This window comes from Lunatimonas salinarum (assembly GCF_017811155.1).
In the GTDB taxonomy this organism is placed as follows: Bacteria; Bacteroidota; Bacteroidia; order Cytophagales; family Cyclobacteriaceae; genus Lunatimonas; species Lunatimonas salinarum.
In genome coordinates this window covers 260,191-278,614 of sequence record NZ_JACVCV010000008.1, presented here as the reverse complement: position 1 = coordinate 278,614, position 18,424 = coordinate 260,191, and the positions used below count along the sequence as shown (strand labels likewise).

Below are 18,424 nucleotides of genomic sequence, written 5' to 3'. Positions count from 1 at the left end.
CACACTTTCGGCGAAAGGAATTCCAATCACAAAACCTTAACTTAATAGCATTGGGCTGTGGCCCTTGTGGTATTCCAACACCCGGAGTGCTACTTTCTTTAGTCCCCGACCATGCATTCAGGCAAACCGAAAGTAAGTCCAGTATTTCATCCTCCACACCAAAATGAGTACTTAGTGTAAAAAGCAAATTGTAGTGTGGTATGGAATCAAAAAAACCTGTTATATCTGTTTCGAACTTGTGTGTTGCCCTGTCTTGCTCTATAGCTTTTATTACAGAGTCTTTGAACCTTACAAATAATGATTTCCAAAACTTGAAAAAGAAATATTTCGGATTTTCTTGTTTGAGTAATTCAGCACCTTGCCTTGTGTCTGGCATTAAAACTGAACCAAATACAAAATCATCATGCTCTGCCAATAATTCATAATTTCTTGCTGCTATCACATTTGCAATAGCTTGGTATACTAAAGCATCTTCAATCATCAAAAGCGTTTTTGTCCTTTGTGTGCCTGATGATTTTGGCTCGTAATATTTAAAGCCATGTTGGGGTGAATATTTTCCGACTATGAGTTTCTCTGAAAGTTGCTTTAAGTTTTTGTCCAGTTGAGCACCAAAGGCATGTATTCCAAAACGGTCTTTCACTAACCGTTCAGGCCAGCAAACTATTCTGTAATAGGCTAGTTTAAGGTTGTCAGTACTGAAATATGTTTCTAATGTTCTATCACTCATTATTTCAAGATCTCAAAGTTAAAATTTGTTATGGTGTGCGGCTGGCTAAAATAAATTTTAAAAAATGCGAATGGTTGGCTTTTTCTTTTTCTAATGTCACTTTTCTACATATCAAAACACGGTCAGTTTGAAAGTCTGTTCGCTTGGTCGATTTGGTTTGTATGTCCAGTCCATTTTCAGTCATTGTCTTGCTGTGTCTTCTGTCTTTCTAGGGTTGCTGCCAACAATTGCGTATGCGCTACCCCATAGCGCCTTGTGTGCTGGGACCGCAGCCCTCTCCAGAAGGAAAAAGAACCTGCTAAATCGGTTTCTTCCTTCAACAAGGACAAGCCATGCGCCACTGCTAAAGATAAGGCTTCACCCCAAATAAAAAAATACCCTGATCGGGGTAATTTTAAGCACCTATTTTACCTTATGCCACGATTAAATACTATTTTAAATAGATTAAACCAATATAGACGAATTTTCTTCGTAGCGTGCCTAGGTGCTTTTTGCGGCATTTTCCCAACCTATCCGAAAATTTGCTATTTTTAAGCAATCCAACCGTAGCCTCCATGCCCCATTTTCTAAAACGCCTCTCCCTCCTTTTCTTCACCCTCTTCGCCGCGCTCTCCCAGGCACAGCAGCCCGGCCCCCGATTGATCGTCAGAGGGGATGACATGGGGTCCTCCCGATCGACAAACCTGGCCAGCATAGAAACCTTTGAAAAAGGGATCGAAACTTCCATCGAACTGATGGTGGTCACGCCCTGGTTTCCGGAGGCGGTGCAGCTGCTCCGCAAGCATACCGGCGTGGACGTGGGCCTACACCTGGTGCTGACCAGCGAGTGGGATGGCATCAAATGGCGGCCGCTGACCCAATGCCCCAGCCTCACGGATGCAGATGGCTACTTTCTGCCCATGATCTGGCCCCACCAAAATTACCCCGGACTGGCCATCACGGAGAGGGCCTGGAAACTGGAAGAAATCGAACGGGAGTTTCGGGCACAGATCGAGCTGACCCTAAAGCAGGTGCCCCAAGTCAGCCACCTTTCGGGACACATGGGCTCCACGGGCTTTTATCCCGAAGTGGCAAAAATGGTCTCCCGGCTATCCGAAGAATACGACCTGCCCGTGATGAGTAGGGAGGTGATGCTCGGATTGGGGATCTCCGGAGTCAGCTATGAAGGGCCCAAAGGCAGCTCTTCAGAAAAGGAAGCGTCCTTTATCCGTATGCTGGAAAAACTGGAATCGGGCAGATCCTATCAATTTGTGGACCACCCCTCCTATGACAACCTGGAGATGCGGGGAGTCGGCCACATCGGCTACGAGGACGTGGCCGTGGATCGACAGGGGGTCACCGATACCTGGACCAGCGAAAAGGTAAAAGAAGCAGTGGCAAACAAGGGAGTTGAACTGATCAACTTCATCACGGCCATCAAAGCCTTGCCCCGATCTGACCCGGAGGCGGAAAAAATACGTGCGGAAGCCATCTCAGATTACCTGCAAGCGGTACAAACCGCCGAACAGGACCTGCACAGCCTGATGATCCTCCGAAATGGCAAGGTGGTCTTTGAACGGTGGTTTGGGGAACATGCGGCAAACAAGCCCCATGCCCTCTTTTCGGTCAGCAAGACCTTCACTGCCACGGCGATTGGCTTTGCCGTGCAGGAGGGCCTTTTGAGCGTAAACGATAAGGTCATCTCCTTCTTTCCGGATAAGTTGCCGGCGGAGATCAGTCCCCACCTAGCAGCCATGGAGATACGGCACTTGCTGACCATGACCGCCGGGAATGACGTGGATCCTACCCGGACGATACGGGAAAATCAGGACGCCGATTGGGTACAGGCCTTTCTGGCTTTTCCGGTCGTGCACCGGCCCGGCACCCAATACGTCTACAATAGCCTGGCCACTTTTATGCTTTCCGCCATATTACATCAGGTCACCGGAGAGCGTTTGTTGGATTATTTACAGCCCAGACTATTGCGGCCCTTGGGCATCGTAGGCGCCACCTGGGACCAAAACCCACAGGGATTGGATGTGGGTGGATGGGGACTACAGGTAAAAACCGAGGACATGGCCAAGCTGGGCCTCTTTTACCTACAAAAAGGGGAATGGAAAGGGAAGCAACTGCTGCCCTCCGCATGGATCGAGGAGGCCAGTTCGGCCCAAGTACCCTCCCTCCCTGCAGGTCAGAAAAAAGAGAACCTGAAAGTCAACGCCAAGGATTCCGACTGGCTACAGGGATACGGCTACCAGCTTTGGCGCAGCCGGCACAACTCCTATCGGGCCGACGGTGCCAACGGACAGTTTGTGTTGATACTGCCCGAAAAGAACGCCGTGATCGTCACTACGGCCCATATCCAAAACATGCAGGCGGAGCTCAACCTGATCTGGGAGCATTTGCTGCCGGCGTTTGAATAGTCCTAGCGCTTCCATTTCGGAAGAAACTACTTGCTAACATGGAGGAAAATGCTCTCTATCCTCCAAAACCTGGAAGGTTTAGCTACACATTATCAAGGATTCTCCAAAGACAGCATCCAACGCACGCCAAACTTATCAATAACCATGGCGAACAGCGCTCCCCAGAATTGGGGCTCGAGTTTTTGTACCACCGTTCCCCCTTCGGAAAGCTTTTCGTATAGATGATCTATTTCTTCTTTGGAATCGCAATCCAGGCTTAAATGAACCGAATTGCCTTGCTCCAAATCACCTTGGCCACACATATCGGAGGCCATAAATTTGAAGTTACCGTTGCTTAGTGTGGCGTGGAGAATTAGGTTGTGGAGGTCTTCCGGAAAATGTTCCTTGGCTGGAGATGCTCCGATGGGCATGATTTCAAGGTCTCCGCCAAATAATTCTTGGTAAAACTGCATGGCTTCCTTGCAATTGTCCTGGAAATGCAGGTAGGGTTGTGCTGGGTTTTTCATGGTTAAATTGATATTAATTGATATTCGATCCGCCTTAGTGGACAAGATATTCATGGATAGTATGAAATTAACATTACTGCTAGGTATTGCTTTCCAACTGCGTCCCGATGGACCACATATTTCCCGCATAATCCTTAAAGGTGGCCCTTCTGTCGGAATCGTCTCCCCTTTCTTTGGGTGGTTCTACTGCTTCGCAGCCTGCTGCTAAAACCTTTTCCCAGATTTTATCCACATCAGGCACATACACATGCATCACAATAGGAACCGGAGGAAACCTTTCTGAAGCATTGCTCAACATGATGACCGAGTCGTCAATCTGCAGTTCGGCATGCATAATATTCCCATCCGGCCTCCGATACTCCCGGAGCATTTTGGCATCAAAGATCTGTTGCATCAATGCCACAGATCTGTCTGCGTCCTCTAGGATGAAGTAGGGGGAAGCAGAATTGTAGCCAGCAGGTTTATAAGGAGATTTTGTCATTTTGAACTAATTAGAAATTGGATAGGGTGGATAGTAATGGATAGTTATCGATACTAATGGATACTATGCGTAGCCAAATGGCTAAAGCATTTTATACCCAAACGCTATATGAATGGAGACTATTTCTTTGGGCTTACTTCCTTAAAGCCTAACTCTTTTTCACAAATACGAAATGTTCTTTGTTTTTCCATCAAAACCGGGGTTAATGGGTTTCCACATACTTTTTGAAATTGTTCAAGATAGCCTGCCAGCCATTTTGCTGTAATTCCCTGGAAATGGTTTTCTCGGGGTCAAAACTGACTTTCACGAAAGTCTTTTCGCCATCTTCCCTGAATTCAATTTCCGCCCTACGACCATCACCCATGGTATACACTACCCATTCCGGCTCGCGGATTTCATCAAAAACCGCTTCAAAATCAAACCCAAAGCTTTCATATCAGGTTGGTAGTTGGTTAGGATCACTGAACATGATTTCCCATTGGTGCCCATCAGGATCCGCAATGCTGTCATAATACATCCAGCCATGATCCTGCGCTTCCCTATAGCGGGTGGCGCCGTTTTCCAGGGCCGTTCGGACCATATCATCCACCTGTTGGCGACTTTCCACTGCTATGGCCAACAAAACCTGCGTGGTACTGTGATCTGCCACGGCTCTGTTGGTGAAGGTGGCGAAGAACTCTCTTTGGAGGAGCATGGCACAGATGCTACCTTCGTTCAGCATCAGGCAAAGGGCCTTTTCGTCACAAAATGCTTCATTGAACGAAAATCCAAGCTTAGTCCAAAAGTCTCTGGACCGTTGTAGGTCATCTACAGGAAGGTTTACATAAATGGATTGTATCATTGTGGGTTGGGTTTAGTTGATCATGTGGCCACAGTCATAAGGTCTAAGGTGTAAGTGAATTGTGCAAGTCGGGTATGGTTAATAGGACTTTTTAGCTATTATGGCATTTCCTCCCTCATCGTCTTGCTTTTTAAACTGAGGGATTTAATTAACCCTCTACGTATTTTCGCTACCTCTTCCGATTTTTTCACCAAAGCCTGGGTTTGGTCATCCGTGATTTATCCTAACCTTTGGGCAAGATAAACCATGGACTTCACTTCACTACACGAAGCAATTGCTATGTACAAGAATCGGCAAAAATCCGAATCTGAACTTCGATCAAAACCTTCCGCAATGTTATTGGATACAGAAACCGCAGCGCGACAAATCTGATCCCGAAACCCAAAATCCTTCGAATGCTGGAAAATACCATAACTATCCACAGCCAAATCTTGCGCCCTCTGCCAACCAATTATGTCCTCAAATCGTTGAATTCCCATACTTCTCAGCTTTTATATGCACCTCATTAAACAATACCGGTCTTGAAAGCTGCATCAATTGTAGCCTCTCTTCTTACTCCTTGTGACTTATCCCTTACACCTCAACCTCACCAACTCCCCTTTCCTCTTGACAATATTCTTATAATCCCATTGGATGGCTTTGGACTTCTCCAACCATCGAACCAAATCCTCTTGATCGATTTCAGATACCCGTTGATAGAAAATGGAGGCATCCTTGAATTTCTTACCAACCACGTTCAGCCCCTGTTCCCCAAAATCTGCCCCACTCCAAAACATCAGTCTCACACCAAGTTTTTGGATGCTGTACCCTACAGTAGGATTTCCGTCCAAAAACCAAACCGGATGCCGGTGCCAGATTTTGCTTTCGGCTAAGGGCAAATCCTTGTCGATAATTTCTGATTGCAATTCTCTTTCAGAATCCAGCTCAACTTGATTCTTTAATCCATCCCACCTTCTCCTTCCAGAAATCGATCTCCCTTCTTCTTGCTTTTAAGTCGGCTGGTGGAGTTTGATTATCAATGCTGGCCTGATTTCGAATTACTGCTGTCTGCTCTTCCAACGAATTTAGACCGATATACCATCGTCTTTCATTCACCTTTTCCAAATCATCAAAGGGACTTGGGCTTAAAAGACCATCGTCATCCCAATCAAATTGGGTTCCGTATTGCTGTGGTTTTCCTTCAAATACCGCTATACGGTCAGTTAAATACGCCTTTTGCCTCAATTCATGCAGTGTTTGTTTCACTTCCATTTGCATCAGAACCAAGCACTTTTCATTGAAATTATATTTTCAGCAGCGCAATGTATATCCATGTTGAAATTGAAATGCTATTGGAGCTCCTCTCCTGGTGGAGTCTAGCTAAATTTTCCGTTAGATCCTTCAGATAGGGTCTTGAGTATTTTGAGCGCATCCTTCCAGGTACTTTCAAACATCTCTTTGTGTTCGTCTGCGGTATCCAATTCCACCAGTACTTCTGTGGAACCATCTTTCTCTGCCAATGTGTAATTTTCAAGATTTCCCGCCCATGATTGGACTGCCTCACTGGTAGTATCTTCTTTTCCGTTTTCGACAAAACCCATATGCTCAATCGAGATGAACTCATGTAGTTTGTTTGCTTTTATCTTACTTACCATGCCGGAAATATTCCCTTTACCATCAGGGGCCAAAAACAGGATTTTGCTCCCTTGGCTCCAATCTCCAACAAAATAAGACCCCGGCATAAATACCTCCGTCCATTTTCGGTAGGTTTCATCACCCAACATGGTATCCCAAACTTTTTCCCTAGGGGCATTGATAATGATTGAGAACGTTAACCTTTCCATTTATTTCCAATTTTAGTGATCCAAAAAAACCTTTGGTATTTCTTACAACTAACCGCAAATGACTTTCCAATAGAACCCTTAATCCAAATATACTACAAAGTTAGCCAATAAGAAAAAAGTTACATGTGGCAAAAGCGACAATATAAAGGGTTGAATACGACAAATAAACTACCTATTATTGGTGTATGAAATCGAGCATGACGCAAGCGACACACAGAGGGACGACTGTAATTCGTGCGAGATTCCATCTGACCGCTGAAAAAACAATTATAGACACATGAAACCCGTATCCATTCTACTCCTAAGCAGGTCAATCCTGCGGGCCTTGACAACGCACGGCAGGGGTTGCTGGAAGCCAATCAATTCCTCCTTCAAAAGGGAGTGGATCCGTTGTTCTAAGATCTTTCAGGTGGATTTGGGCCGGCAGACAAAGTCCCCGTTTATCATTTTCAAAGGACGGCGAAACCACTCCGACGAACTGGTCATACAGGTGCAGCAGTACATCGAATCCAAATTTAGTACCCCCTTACCTGTCGTGTAGTCCCAGGCCATCTAAAATCCGCTGCCGGTATTTCTCAATACGCCCCAATCTCGTCGCCGATTGCTTGGGCTGGGAAAAATGAATGATATACCCCCGTTGTCTTCCGGGTGTCAGCGCGTAAAACGCCTTCTTGAAAGCAGCATCCTCCTCAAAGGCCGTTTCCAACTCCTCGGGAACGGGTTCGGGATTCCTGACCGTCTCTACCTGTTGGCCGCTTTCCTCCACCGCAATGGCTTCCATTACATAGGACTTCAGGACGTCTGACAGCTCCCGGATTCGCTGCACGTCGGTAAATCGGATCAGCCGGGCCGATTGGATGGAGCCCTGCTGCTCCAATAGCTTGTGGGGATCCTTCAAGATGGCCCCCTTAAAAAACCCTATATTGGCAGATTCCTTGAGGGCACTGACATTAACGATGTTTTTTCCGTTGAGGGTATATACCGGCACACCCCACTTGATTTCCTCGGTTAGGCCGGTTTGCAACACGATCTGCCGGAGTTCCTGAAGTTCCTGGGTCCAGTTGCGCACCTTGCACTGGGGAGTACCCCCGTATTTGCAGCGCATGCACCCATCGATCAAATACCGATCTACCAATGGATTTAAATTTCCTTTCATTAGCGAGGCGTTTATTGCAGGTGGTGACCACCCTTCACGCATTCATCTGTAATTTGCGGTCTTCAGACCTAAACTTGCTTACCAACCGCAAGCCAAGAATGGGGAGATTGCGGTATGGCTAGTAGGTGCTAGTTTCATCCTCCTTTCCTATTCCGCCTATGGCGGCGCCAAAAAAACAGCCCAACCCCGCCTAGTATCAAAAAGGGCCAAATACGGACCAGCCATAGAAGAAACAGGACAAAACCCTGCCAGCCCTTTTTCAATGCAAGCAGGATGCTCTTACCTACGCCCTCGTCAAGTGCCGGCGTCAAGCCGGGCGAGAGGTTTTCGTAGAAGTATACCTGCAGTGTACTCAGTGCGACCTGATTGCCAAGCATGGCAAACCGCCCTTCCATTTGGTCTATCGCTGTCCTCGTTTCATTTAGGGCCCGTTCGATATCCAACATATCTTTTACATTGGCCGCCTGCTTAAGCAATTGAAGGTACCGCTCTTCCAGTGCCTTCTTGTTTTTGATGCGTGTTTGCAGGTCATAATAATTGCCCGTCACATCCTCCCGGTTGCTATACCGGTTATCTACCCGAACGGCAAGTGCAGAAATCGCCGTCATCAGCGTATCAAACTGCTCGGAGGGTACCCGAATTGTCAAGGTATACGCCTTTTGGTAGGCAGAGGCGGACTGGTTTTCGTTTTCGGCAAAAGCCTGAAAGGTCGGCAGGAGATTTTTTAACTTCCGGTAGTCGTCCTCCAGGTTCCCGGAGCGGAAATCGATCCCTCCCCGGCGGATAATCTTTTTGCTTGGCGTCTCTTCTACCGTTTCCCCCTCGAGGGGTGGGGGAGGCTGCTCGGTATCGCGGACTTCGATGATTTCTTCGAATTCGTTGTCTACATGGCCCAGATCCATTAGGCGTCCATCGGGCGAATGGCACGCAATGCTTAGAAAGATCAGGGAAAGATGAATGAAGGATGGCATCGCTTTCATGTTACATTTGGTTGGTAAATGGTCCATTCTTTTCCAAAGAGGCGACCGGGAGCCTGTTTGAGCATGCCTTTCATCAGGGTTTCGTGGGTCATTTGTAGAAGGAAATCCACCCGCGATTGATCATACTATCCATAAAAATACCATTCTATTGCTAAAAAATAGCGTTAACTTTCGAAAAAAATCAGCTTTCGCATCTTACAATGAACAAGAACGCCCTTAAAAATATCATCTACAGCATTGTACTGCTTTTGGTGGTGTTTTTGGTTTACCTATACCGGCAAAATCAACCCGTACCTGCCCAACCCGAAAATGCGGACACCAAGATGGTGTTTTCGGGTACCACTATGGGTACCTCCTACCGCATCGTCTACCTGGACGAGCAAAGGAGGGACCTGCAGGACGGCATTGATTCGCTCTTGACCGTATTCAACCAATCGCTTTCGACCTACATTCCGGATTCGGAGATCAGCCGCTTTAACGCTTCTGATACCTTGGTATTCGAATTACCCTATTTCTACCCGGTACTTTCCGTGAGTAAGGAAGTGTTCGAAGCCACTGGTGGAGCTTTTGACCCTACGGTAGGTCCATTGGTCAACGCCTGGGGCTTTGGACCCGAAGGCGCTGAACGCAAAGACAGTCTTGGAATACAGCAATTGCTGCAGCGGGTAGGCTTTGACAAGGTGCAGTTCGACCAAAGGGCTGTGATCAAACTTCGGCCTGACCTGTACTTGGACTTCAGTGCCATCGCCAAAGGATACGGCGTGGATGTGGTGGCGGATTACCTTGCCGCCCAGGGCATCGCAAATTATTTGGTGGAAATCGGTGGTGAACTGGCCGCAAAGGGAACCAACGATGCGGGCGAAATCTGGAAGGTGGGGATCACCCAACCCGATGAAGAAGGGCAGGCCAACGAGCTTTACAGCATTGTGGCCCTGGATAACAAGGGGATGGCCACGTCCGGTAACTACCGTAACTTCTACGAACAGGATGGTCAAAAGCTATCCCATACGATCAGCCCCTTTACCGGGTACCCGGTCGTGCATGGCTTGCTGAGTGCCACCGTGCTGGCTAATGACTGCATGACGGCGGATGCCTACGCCACCGCCATGATGGTCCTTGGCACAGAAGCCTCCATCAGCCTACAGCAACAGGTTCCTGGATTGGAGATATTCCTGATATACAACGACGAGCAGGGAAATCTGCGATCCTTTGCCAGTGAAGGGCTCAAGCCATTCCTATCGTTTCCCCAGCAAAACCAGTAAATGCCATGCTAAACGCAACGATACTTTTTGTCTCTGCACTTGCTGCCGGTTCGCTGGCATTGCTTTTGCCGAAGTGGCAGGAAAAGGACTTTAAACTGGCCCTGATCTTTGCGGGAGCCTACTTGTTTTCCATCACGATCCTGCACCTGCTGCCTGAACTCTTTGCAGACCACGAGTCCGCCTACTACATGGGATTGTTTATACTGTTGGGGTTTCTGCTGCAGCAGGTACTCAATTTCATGTCTTCTGGCATCGAGCACGGCCATATTCACCATCACGCAAGCCCAGGTCTTCAAAACAGCGTGTGGACGCTGATGATCGGACTTTTCCTGCATGCTTTTTTGGAAGGTACCTTATTGTCCAAGCAGCCCACCCTTTTGCACCATCATCACGGAAGCGAAACCCTATTGATCGGGATCATTCTCCATAAAATGCCGGAGGCTTTTGCGTTGGTAGCGGTCCTGCTAACCCGGCTGAATAAGCAAAAAACCCTGGCCCTACTGGTGCTGTTTGCCTTGGCCTCCCCGCTGGGACTCTTGTCTACCGACTGGCTTTATACCGAAGCAGTAATCGGGCAGCAGGGCATCAATATCCTTTTCGGGCTCGTGGCAGGTGGATTTCTCCATATCTCCACCACGATCTTTTTCGAAAGCAGCCCCCAACACCGCTTTCAGCTTCACAAACTGCTGATAATCATCGCTGCTTCGGCTTTGGCAATCCTGACCGAATTTATGGTATAGCGGCTAAATCGGCTCCTAAATTCCATAGGTATCGTTTATGTTGCTAATATGGTATATATTCGCTAATTTAGTATATCTCATTGTTTGATCCGCTATGAAAGACCGCTCCTGCCCCAAATGTGATTCCTCCAAAGCCGTTAAGAGCGGTATAATAAACGGAAAACAGCGGTTTCGATGCAAGAATTGCGGCTATCACTTCACGGTGCAAAAGCTGGGAAAGGCCATCGATAAGTACTATGTGGTCAAAGCCCTTCAGCTATACATCGAGGGAGTCAGCTACCGGGAAATCGAAAGAATATTGGGTGTATCGCACGTGTCGGTGATGAACTGGGTGCGGCAATACCGGATCAAAGCACCGGAAAATTACGACTACCGACCAACCTATAAAGTCTTTAATCATACCGAATTGGTCAATTTTATGGCTAAAAACAGCAATCTAAAGGATTCCAGTATGCTGGTTACCGAACTGGGAGACAAATACATGGTGATTCAATGGGAGCGCTTCAAACACCGGTAAACCCAACCGGTATGGGGCAGCTATCTTAATTTTACGAAAATATATATCCATTTTTTTCCTTGTTATTCTAATTCCCACTTTAGATTCCGCAAATCGCGAGGGCCCGGCGAGAGGTTGTACTAACCCGGAATAATCATGAAATCAATTTATTGTACACTACTCACACTCTTGCTTTCCTGGCAGCTACCCGTCAGTAGCCAAGGTCAGGACACGTTGGGCCTGCAGTCGGATCCGGTCATCACCCCCCGGGAATTTGTAGACCACACCTACCGGCCCCTTACCCTAAAACTCACCGAGGACGGCAGCAAATACATCCGCTTTCTCTTCTGGAACCAACTCTGGGCCCGTGCTACCCAGAATAATCCTGGCACACAAGGCGTAGAGGGCAATCCTGCCGAAAGATCCTCCGATATGGGCCTACGTCGAGCCCGGATACTCGCCTATGCGGAGATTTCACCCAAGTTCCTTATCCTGACGCACTGGGGCATCAATAACCAAACCTTTACGAATGGCGGCATTCCCGCCGGGGGCTTTACCGGAAACGCGCAGGCCGTATCATCGGATAAGGATATCTTGGTGAGCAGTAAAAAGCCCGCCATGTTCTTTCACGATATTTGGACAGAATACAAGATCACCGATCAGTTATACTGGGGAATGGGCTTGCACTACTGGAATGGGATTTCCCGGATGACGAGTGCCAGTACCCTAAGTTTTATGACGGTAGATGCCCCTGTTTTCAATTGGCCGCTGATCGATCTTACGGATCAATTTGGGCGGCAATTTGGATTTTATGCCAAGGGGCAGATTGGCAAGCTGGATTACCGGCTGGCGTACAACAAACCCTATTCGGTGGGCAATGGGGGTTCCTACGACGAAACGACCCAGCGGCCAATGGCCGCTAATACCCTCAATGACAACTGGGCCACTCAGGGATACATCGCTTATCAATTTTTAGACAAAGAAAACAATAAATTGCCGTACTTTGCAGGGACTTATTTGGGCACAAAATCGGTATTGAACCTAGGAGCAGGCTGGCACCGCCACCCCGGAGCCACGTCGTCCAGGGACAGTTCCGGTGAGTTAACACGCCACGACATACGGTTGTTGGCGTTGGACGCCTTCCTTGACATCCCGCTCAACAAGCTCACCGGTACCGCGCTCACCGTATATTCGGTGTACTACGATTACGACTTTGGTCCAAATTATATCCGGAACGTAGGCATTATGAATGTAGGCATGGGATCCGGAAGTTCCCAAAATGGACCCGGCAATGCCCAACCTGTGATTGGTACCGGAAAGATCTGGTATACGCAGGCTGGTTACCTGCTAGCTGAAAGGCTGCTGGGGGAAGAGAAGGGAAGGCTTCAGCCGTTTGGCGCATTTACGGTCAAAAATTTTGCTTATTTTGAGCAATCTGCACGCCAGTTTGATCTGGGCATGAATTATTTCATCAACAGCCACCAGGCAAAAATCACCTTGCAGTATAGCCAACGGCCTGTATTCGAAAATTATCGCAAAAGTGGGCATGCGGGCGAATGGATCCTGCAGACCCAAATATTCTTATAACTCCAACAATAGACCATGGAACACCAAAAACAACGCATGAAAGATTATTGGCGGCGAAACATCCAGATTGTTTTGTCACTCCTTGCCATCTGGTTTGCCGTATCCTTTGGGTTTGGCATCTTACTGGCCGAACCGCTCAACGCATTTCGCCTCGGCGGCTTCAAACTTGGATTCTGGTTTGCCCAGCAAGGCTCCATCTTCACCTTTGTCATCCTCATCTTTGTCTACGTCTACTTGATGAACAAGCTGGACGAGGAATTTGACGTCAACGAAAAATAAACCCAACGCATTTATCGAGTTAACATGGAAATTTTAACCTGGACCTACATTTTGGTAGGCTTATCCTTTGCACTTTACATCGGCATTGCCATTTATACAAGGGCCTCTTCCACCAAGGAGTTTTATACCGCTGGTGGGGGTGTTTCCCCATTGGCCAACGGCATGGCCACCGCTGCCGACTGGATGTCAGCAGCTTCCTTTATCTCCATGGCAGGGATCATTGCCTTTAGTGGGTATGACGGTTCGGTCTACCTGATGGGCTGGACGGGCGGCTACGTGCTGCTGGCCTTGCTGTTGGCACCGTACCTTCGGAAGTTCGGCAAGTTTACCGTTCCGGATTTTGTGGGCGACCGCTACTACTCCAATAAAGCCAAGGTGGTGGCTGTCTTTTGTGCCCTCTTTATCTCCTTTACCTACGTGGCCGGTCAGATGCGGGGCGTAGGCATCGTATTTTCGCGCTACTTGGAAGTAGACATCAATACAGGCGTGATTATCGGTATGATGATTGTCTTCTTTTACGCGGTCTTGGGAGGCATGAAGGGTATCACCTACACCCAGGTGGCCCAATACTGCGTGCTGATATTTGCCTTTATGGTTCCGGCAATCTTCGTCTCCATGCAACTTACCGGCAACATCTTTCCTCAGGTTGGCCTGGGCGGCACGGTAGAAGGGGGGGAATACCTCCTGGATAAATTGGATGGGGTATTGGGAGACCTGGGCTTTGCCGAATATACGGCTGGACGGAAGCCGGTAGCAGACATCTTCGCGATTACGCTGGCCCTGATGGTAGGTACTGCGGGGCTTCCCCATGTAATCGTCCGTTTTTTTACCGTACCTCGGGTCAAGGATGCCCGTCTTTCTGCCGGCTACGCCTTGGTCTTCATTGCGATCTTGTATACCACCGCCCCTGCGGTAGCTGCCTTTGGTATATACAATGCGATCAATACTGTGGCGGATAAGTCAGTGGACAACCTTCCAGTCTGGGTAGAGAACTGGCAGAAGACAAACCTGATCAGCGTGGACGACAAAGACGGAGACGGGATGGTCCGTTATACGCCTCAAGCGGAGACCAATGAACTTACCATTGACAAAGACATCATGGTGCTCGCTGCGCCAGAAATTGCCAAACTTCCTAACTGGGTAGTAGGCTTGGTAGCTGCCGGCGGGATGGCCGCCGCACTGTCCACTGCAGCAGGGCTGTTACTGGTGATTTCCACTTCGGTATCACGGGATTTATTCCGCACGTTTTCTCCCAGTATGAGCGAAAAAAAGGAACTCCTCATCGCGCGCCTGTCGGCAGCCACTGCCGTGGTCATAGCAGGATATTTTGGGGTAAACCCTCCCGGATTTGTCGCCGAAGTGGTGGCTTTTGCCTTTGGACTTGCTGCTGCTTCCTTCTTTCCGGTTATCATCATGGGGATCTTTTCCACCCGTATGAATAAAGAAGGGGCCATTGCGGGCATGATCTCCGGGCTGGTATTTACCATGGGCTACATCATCTTTTTCAAATTTATCCAGCCGGACCTGAATACCGTGGAGCATTGGTGGTTTGGCATTTCGCCGGAGGGCATCGGAAGCATCGGCATGCTGATCAACTTCATCGTGTGCTTTGCGGTCTCCATGCTTACCCCCGCCCCTCCGCAGGACGTGCAGGACATGATTCAGGAGATACGGATACCCCGGGGTGCCGGACAGGCCCACGATCACTGATTTTAAAACCACTAACCCTTCTGGCAGCAGGTGCAGAACCCCATTTCGGTACCTGCTGCCTTTATACCTGCAAAAGAATTCCTTAACTTATCCCAAAATCACATGCACCGGCCGAAAATCGGCTGCTAGGAACCACGGAACATGCGAAACCAAAAACTTGTCACTGTTTTCCTTTTGGGGCTGATGGTATGCAACTATCCGCTGATCACGCTTTTTGACCGGGAGGGAACTGTGTGGGGAATTCCAGTACTGTTTTTTTCCGTGTTTGTTACCTGGTTGGGATTGATCCTATTGACTTACGGAGCCCTGCGCTCAGGGGGTGACCAAGACCATGTTTGAGCCGGCGACCGTCATAGCGTTCACATTTGGCTACTTGGCCCTGCTTTTTGCCATCGCCTACCTGACCGACAACCGGTCCAAAAGTGGCTGGGCGGTCTCCAATAACCCCTATGTCTATACCCTTACGTTGGCTGTCTATTGCAGCGCTTGGACTTACTACGGCAGCGTGGGCAATGCCGCCGAAAAAGGGATTTCCTACATGGCCGTATACATTGGTCCGACCTTGTGTGCACCACTCTGGTGGCTGGTGATGCGCAAGATCATCCGCATATCCAAGCTCAAGCAGTTCGCTACCCTCGCCGACTTTGTCTCGGCACGGTATGGCAAAGACGTATTTGTGGGCGGACTGGTCACGGTCATCTGCCTCTTTGGTATTATGCCCTACCTTGCTTTGCAGATAAAGGCCATTACCCAATCATTTGATATTCTGATAGAAAGAGACACCCCTGCGGGCAATACACTGCCTATATACTTAGACACGGCATGGTACCTGACATTGGGACTGGCCGCTTTCACCACTTTTTTTGGCACCCGCCACATTGAAGCTACCGCCCGACGGGAAGGGTTGGTCATGGCTGTCGCATTTGAATCTGTATTTAAGCTGTTGGCGTTTCTGGTTGTGGGTGTTTTTGTTTGTTTCGTGGCATTTGACGGCTTTGCAGATGTTTTTCGGCAGGGAATGGCATCCGGGCTTGGGCACTTGTACCGGTTTGATAGCTCAGGCGTCTCAGATTGGTTTTGGATGGGCCTGCTGTCTATGTTGGCCATCCTGTTCCTTCCCCGGCAATTCCATATGGCCGTCATCGAAAACACCGACGAGAAACATTTGCTGAAGGCCATGTGGCTCTTTCCGGCCTACCTGCTGCTCATCAATCTCTTTGTGCTGCCCATTGCAATCGGTGGCCGGGCCATCTTTCCATTAGCTGTCACTGATGCGGATACCTACGTATTGGCTTTTCCGCTAGCTTTTGATCAGCCTTGGCTGGCGATGCTGGTTTATTTGGGCGGATTCTCTGCCGCTACCAGCATGATAATCGTCGCAGTAATTTCGCTCAGCATCATGGTAAGTAACAGCCTGCTGCTTCCTGCCCTTGTGCCCAATGCGAAGCTGTCCGATGGCGTTTCCGTACCCTTGGATCGGTTGGTATTTCAGGTGAGGCGGGGCAGTATCTTTGTCATCTTGGTATTAGGTTATTTGTTTTATCGCTATGTGGGAACGCAGCTCAGCTTGGTATCTATCGGGCTGATTTCCTTTGTAGCCATCGCCCAACTGGCGCCTGCCATCTTAGGAGGTATCTACTGGAAACAAGGCTCCCGCCTGGGAGCGATAGGGGGCATGCTGACCGGATTTTTCCTTTGGTTTTATACCCTGATCCTACCGGGTATGGTGGATGCAGGCTACCTTTCACCAAGTCTGGTAGCGGATGGCCCCTTTGGGCTGGCACCGCTGCGCCCCAGCTCCTTGCTGGGGATGGAGGGAATGAGCACGGTGGCCCACGGGTTCTTCTTTAGCCTGCTGGCCAATAGCATGGTGTACGTGGTATTGTCGATGTATTCCCGCCAAAGCTCGAAAGAGCATAACGAGGCAGCTGTTTTCGTAGATATCTTCGCCCACAGTCAGCGCTTGGACGATGCAGTTATCTGGCGTGGCAAGGCGGTAGCGGGTGATCTCCGGGACCTTCTTACCCGCTTTCTCGGAAAAGAAAAGACCGAGAAGGCGTTTGGAAAGTATGAAAAGAAATACGGCAAGCTGGCCCCTATGTCCGGGTTTGCCGATCCTGCCCTGGTCAACTACCTCGAACGCCTCCTTTCCGGAGTGATCGGTACGGCTGCCGCACACATTATGGTGGCCTCGGTGGCCAAGGAAGAAGAAATCTCGCTGGAGGAGGTCATCAACCTGCTGGAGGAAACAAAGGAACTGAAACAACTCAATAAAGAACTGCAGGAAGCCACACGCAGGTTAGAGGAAACGTCCCAAAAGCTGCGTTTAGCAAATGAAAGCCTCCAAAGGACCGATGAACTTAAGGATGAGTTTATCTCCACCGTGACACACGAGATGAAGACCCCCATCACCTCTATTCGGGCCTTTGCCGAAATACTGCAGGAGCCTGGACTAAATGAAACCGACAAAAAGCGGTTTTTGTCTATCATCGTAAACGAAACCGAGCGGATGGGGCGTTTAATCGATCAAGTACTCGATCTCGAACGGTTTGACTCCGGGCAGCAAACCCTGCATAAGGAACCCATCGAATTGACAGGCTTGGTGCAAGGAACCCTTGAATCCCTGGAAGGGGCACTCACGGAACAAAAGCTACTGGCTGATGTGCAGACAGTAGGTAGCCTTCCGTTGGCCTACGTGGACGGGGATCGTATGAGACAGGTATTTTTAAACTTAATTGGCAACGCCGTAAAATTTGCCAAATCAAAAGTTTTGGTAAAAGTAAGCTATAAAAACGGTAACTTTGAGGTAATCGTGAGTGACGACGGGCCGGGTATTCCGGAGGCGGAGGTTCCGTTGATCTTTGACAAGTTTTATCAGGCAAAAAATCAAGGAACCCGTACACCAAAGGGGAGTGGACTCGGGCTGGCCATTTCCAAGCGAATAGTCGAACACCATGGGGGAACCTTAACAGTGGGTCGCTGCGATGGACTCACCTGCTTTCAGGTTCGTTTTCCGGCTTTGCCATCAACAACCGATCCAACAGAATGATGAAACAGATTTTGCTCGTAGACGACGAACCCAACATATTGCTATCCCTTGAATTTTTGTTTCGAAAGGAGGCATACGATGTACGTATCGCCCGGGACGGCGTAGAAGCCATGGAGCAGATTGCGGCCGGTCCACCGGATCTCATTGTGTTGGATATCATGATGCCGAATGTAGACGGTTATCAGGTATGCAGTCACGTGAAAGAGCACTTTGGCCATGTCAAGGTGGTCTTCTTATCCGCCAAAAGCAATGCCTCGGATATCGAGGCAGGCCTCGCGCGGGGTGCAGACCTGTACCTCACCAAGCCTTTTTCGACGAAAGAGCTCGTAAGGCAGGTAAAGCATCTTCTAAATTAAGTAATTCATTCAATAATAGATAAAAACCT

The 18,424-nt window shown here is 48.8% G+C and carries 20 protein-coding genes and 2 pseudogenes; 11 read left to right on the top strand and 11 right to left on the bottom strand.

Annotation, left to right across the window (positions count from 1 at the left end; all coding sequences use genetic code 11):
* Positions 1–727, bottom strand: a 727-nt coding sequence (locus IAQ59_RS12185; protein WP_209331085.1) for a reverse transcriptase family protein, incomplete at its 3' end; no start/stop codon positions are given.
* Between the two features lie 554 nt (positions 728–1,281).
* Between IAQ59_RS12185 and IAQ59_RS12180 the strand changes: the two genes are divergently transcribed.
* Positions 1,282–3,129, top strand: a complete 1,848-nt coding sequence (locus IAQ59_RS12180) for a serine hydrolase domain-containing protein (protein WP_209331084.1) — start codon at positions 1,282–1,284, stop codon at positions 3,127–3,129.
* A 92-nt stretch (positions 3,130–3,221) separates the two neighbouring features.
* Here IAQ59_RS12180 and IAQ59_RS12175 read toward each other — a convergent pair whose 3' ends face one another.
* The 8 genes and pseudogenes from IAQ59_RS12175 to IAQ59_RS12140 all read right to left on the bottom strand — a co-directional run bounded on the left by IAQ59_RS12175 (position 3,222) and on the right by IAQ59_RS12140 (position 6,780).
* Positions 3,222–3,635, bottom strand: a complete 414-nt coding sequence (locus tag IAQ59_RS12175; protein WP_209331083.1) for a VOC family protein — start codon at positions 3,633–3,635, stop codon at positions 3,222–3,224.
* Between the two features lie 79 nt (positions 3,636–3,714).
* A complete protein-coding gene (locus IAQ59_RS12170; protein ID WP_209331082.1) occupies positions 3,715–4,116 on the bottom strand; it encodes a VOC family protein in 402 nt (133 codons plus the stop codon).
* Positions 4,117–4,318: 202 nt separating this feature from the next.
* Positions 4,319–4,531, bottom strand: a pseudogene (locus tag IAQ59_RS12165) (SRPBCC domain-containing protein); the annotation flags it as partial.
* A gap of 21 nt (positions 4,532–4,552) precedes the next feature.
* Positions 4,553–4,957: a VOC family protein gene (locus IAQ59_RS12160; RefSeq protein WP_209331081.1), complete on the bottom strand. Its 405-nt coding sequence runs from the start codon at positions 4,955–4,957 to the stop codon at positions 4,553–4,555.
* A gap of 218 nt (positions 4,958–5,175) precedes the next feature.
* The gene (locus tag IAQ59_RS22765) at positions 5,176–5,436 is read right to left on the bottom strand and encodes a four helix bundle protein (RefSeq protein WP_209331080.1); all 261 of its coding nucleotides are present in this window, start codon (positions 5,434–5,436) and stop codon (positions 5,176–5,178) included.
* Positions 5,437–5,523: 87 nt separating this feature from the next.
* Positions 5,524–5,862 (bottom strand): DUF1801 domain-containing protein, encoded by a 339-nt coding sequence (locus tag IAQ59_RS12150; RefSeq protein WP_209331079.1) that lies wholly within the window; start codon positions 5,860–5,862, stop codon positions 5,524–5,526.
* A 19-nt stretch (positions 5,863–5,881) separates the two neighbouring features.
* Positions 5,882–6,232, bottom strand: a pseudogene (locus IAQ59_RS12145) (DUF6624 domain-containing protein); the annotation flags it as partial.
* 80 nt (positions 6,233–6,312) lie between these two features.
* On the bottom strand, positions 6,313–6,780 hold the full coding sequence (locus IAQ59_RS12140; protein WP_209331077.1) for an SRPBCC family protein: 468 nt from the start codon (positions 6,778–6,780) through the stop codon (positions 6,313–6,315).
* Between the two features lie 277 nt (positions 6,781–7,057).
* Here IAQ59_RS12140 and IAQ59_RS12135 point away from each other — a divergent pair, with 277 nt between their 5' ends.
* Entirely contained in the window at positions 7,058–7,321 is a 264-nt protein-coding gene (locus IAQ59_RS12135; RefSeq protein WP_209331076.1) for a hypothetical protein, read from the top strand.
* Here the strand turns inward: IAQ59_RS12135 and IAQ59_RS12130 are convergent.
* Positions 7,307–7,936 carry a YdeI/OmpD-associated family protein gene (locus tag IAQ59_RS12130; protein WP_209331075.1) on the bottom strand — a complete coding sequence of 210 codons (630 nt, stop codon included), beginning with the start codon at positions 7,934–7,936 and terminating at the stop codon, positions 7,307–7,309. The genes IAQ59_RS12135 and IAQ59_RS12130 overlap by 15 nt on opposite strands.
* Positions 7,937–8,070: 134 nt before the next feature.
* Entirely contained in the window at positions 8,071–8,916 is an 846-nt protein-coding gene (locus tag IAQ59_RS12125; protein WP_209331074.1) for a DUF4349 domain-containing protein, read from the bottom strand.
* Positions 8,917–9,116: 200 nt separating this feature from the next.
* On the opposite strand from IAQ59_RS12125, the gene IAQ59_RS12120 reads away from it, so the two are divergent.
* From IAQ59_RS12120 to IAQ59_RS12080, 9 genes are all read left to right on the top strand, one after another.
* Positions 9,117–10,178, top strand: coding sequence for an FAD:protein FMN transferase (locus tag IAQ59_RS12120; RefSeq protein ID WP_209331073.1), 1,062 nt, complete (start codon positions 9,117–9,119; stop codon positions 10,176–10,178).
* 5 nt (positions 10,179–10,183) lie between these two features.
* Complete coding sequence (locus IAQ59_RS12115) at positions 10,184–10,918, top strand: ZIP family metal transporter (protein WP_209331072.1); 735 nt, start codon at positions 10,184–10,186, stop codon at positions 10,916–10,918.
* 94 nt (positions 10,919–11,012) lie between these two features.
* A complete protein-coding gene (locus IAQ59_RS12110) occupies positions 11,013–11,435 on the top strand; it encodes an IS1/IS1595 family N-terminal zinc-binding domain-containing protein (RefSeq protein WP_209331071.1) in 423 nt (140 codons plus the stop codon).
* Positions 11,436–11,570: 135 nt separating this feature from the next.
* Complete coding sequence (locus IAQ59_RS12105) at positions 11,571–13,001, top strand: porin (protein ID WP_209331070.1); 1,431 nt, start codon at positions 11,571–11,573, stop codon at positions 12,999–13,001.
* Between the two features lie 15 nt (positions 13,002–13,016).
* Positions 13,017–13,280 (top strand): DUF4212 domain-containing protein, encoded by a 264-nt coding sequence (locus IAQ59_RS12100; protein ID WP_209331069.1) that lies wholly within the window; start codon positions 13,017–13,019, stop codon positions 13,278–13,280.
* Positions 13,281–13,304: 24 nt separating this feature from the next.
* On the top strand, positions 13,305–14,990 hold the full coding sequence (locus tag IAQ59_RS12095) for a sodium:solute symporter family protein (RefSeq protein ID WP_209331068.1): 1,686 nt from the start codon (positions 13,305–13,307) through the stop codon (positions 14,988–14,990).
* A gap of 141 nt (positions 14,991–15,131) precedes the next feature.
* Entirely contained in the window at positions 15,132–15,329 is a 198-nt protein-coding gene (locus tag IAQ59_RS12090) for a hypothetical protein (protein WP_209331067.1), read from the top strand.
* Positions 15,322–18,039 carry a sensor histidine kinase gene (locus tag IAQ59_RS12085; protein WP_209331066.1) on the top strand — a complete coding sequence of 906 codons (2,718 nt, stop codon included), beginning with the start codon at positions 15,322–15,324 and terminating at the stop codon, positions 18,037–18,039. Before IAQ59_RS12090 ends, IAQ59_RS12085 begins: the two co-directional genes overlap by 8 nt.
* Positions 18,039–18,395, top strand: a complete 357-nt coding sequence (locus IAQ59_RS12080) for a response regulator transcription factor (RefSeq protein WP_209331098.1) — start codon at positions 18,039–18,041, stop codon at positions 18,393–18,395. Before IAQ59_RS12085 ends, IAQ59_RS12080 begins: the two co-directional genes overlap by 1 nt.
* Positions 18,396–18,424: the final 29 nt, after the last annotated feature.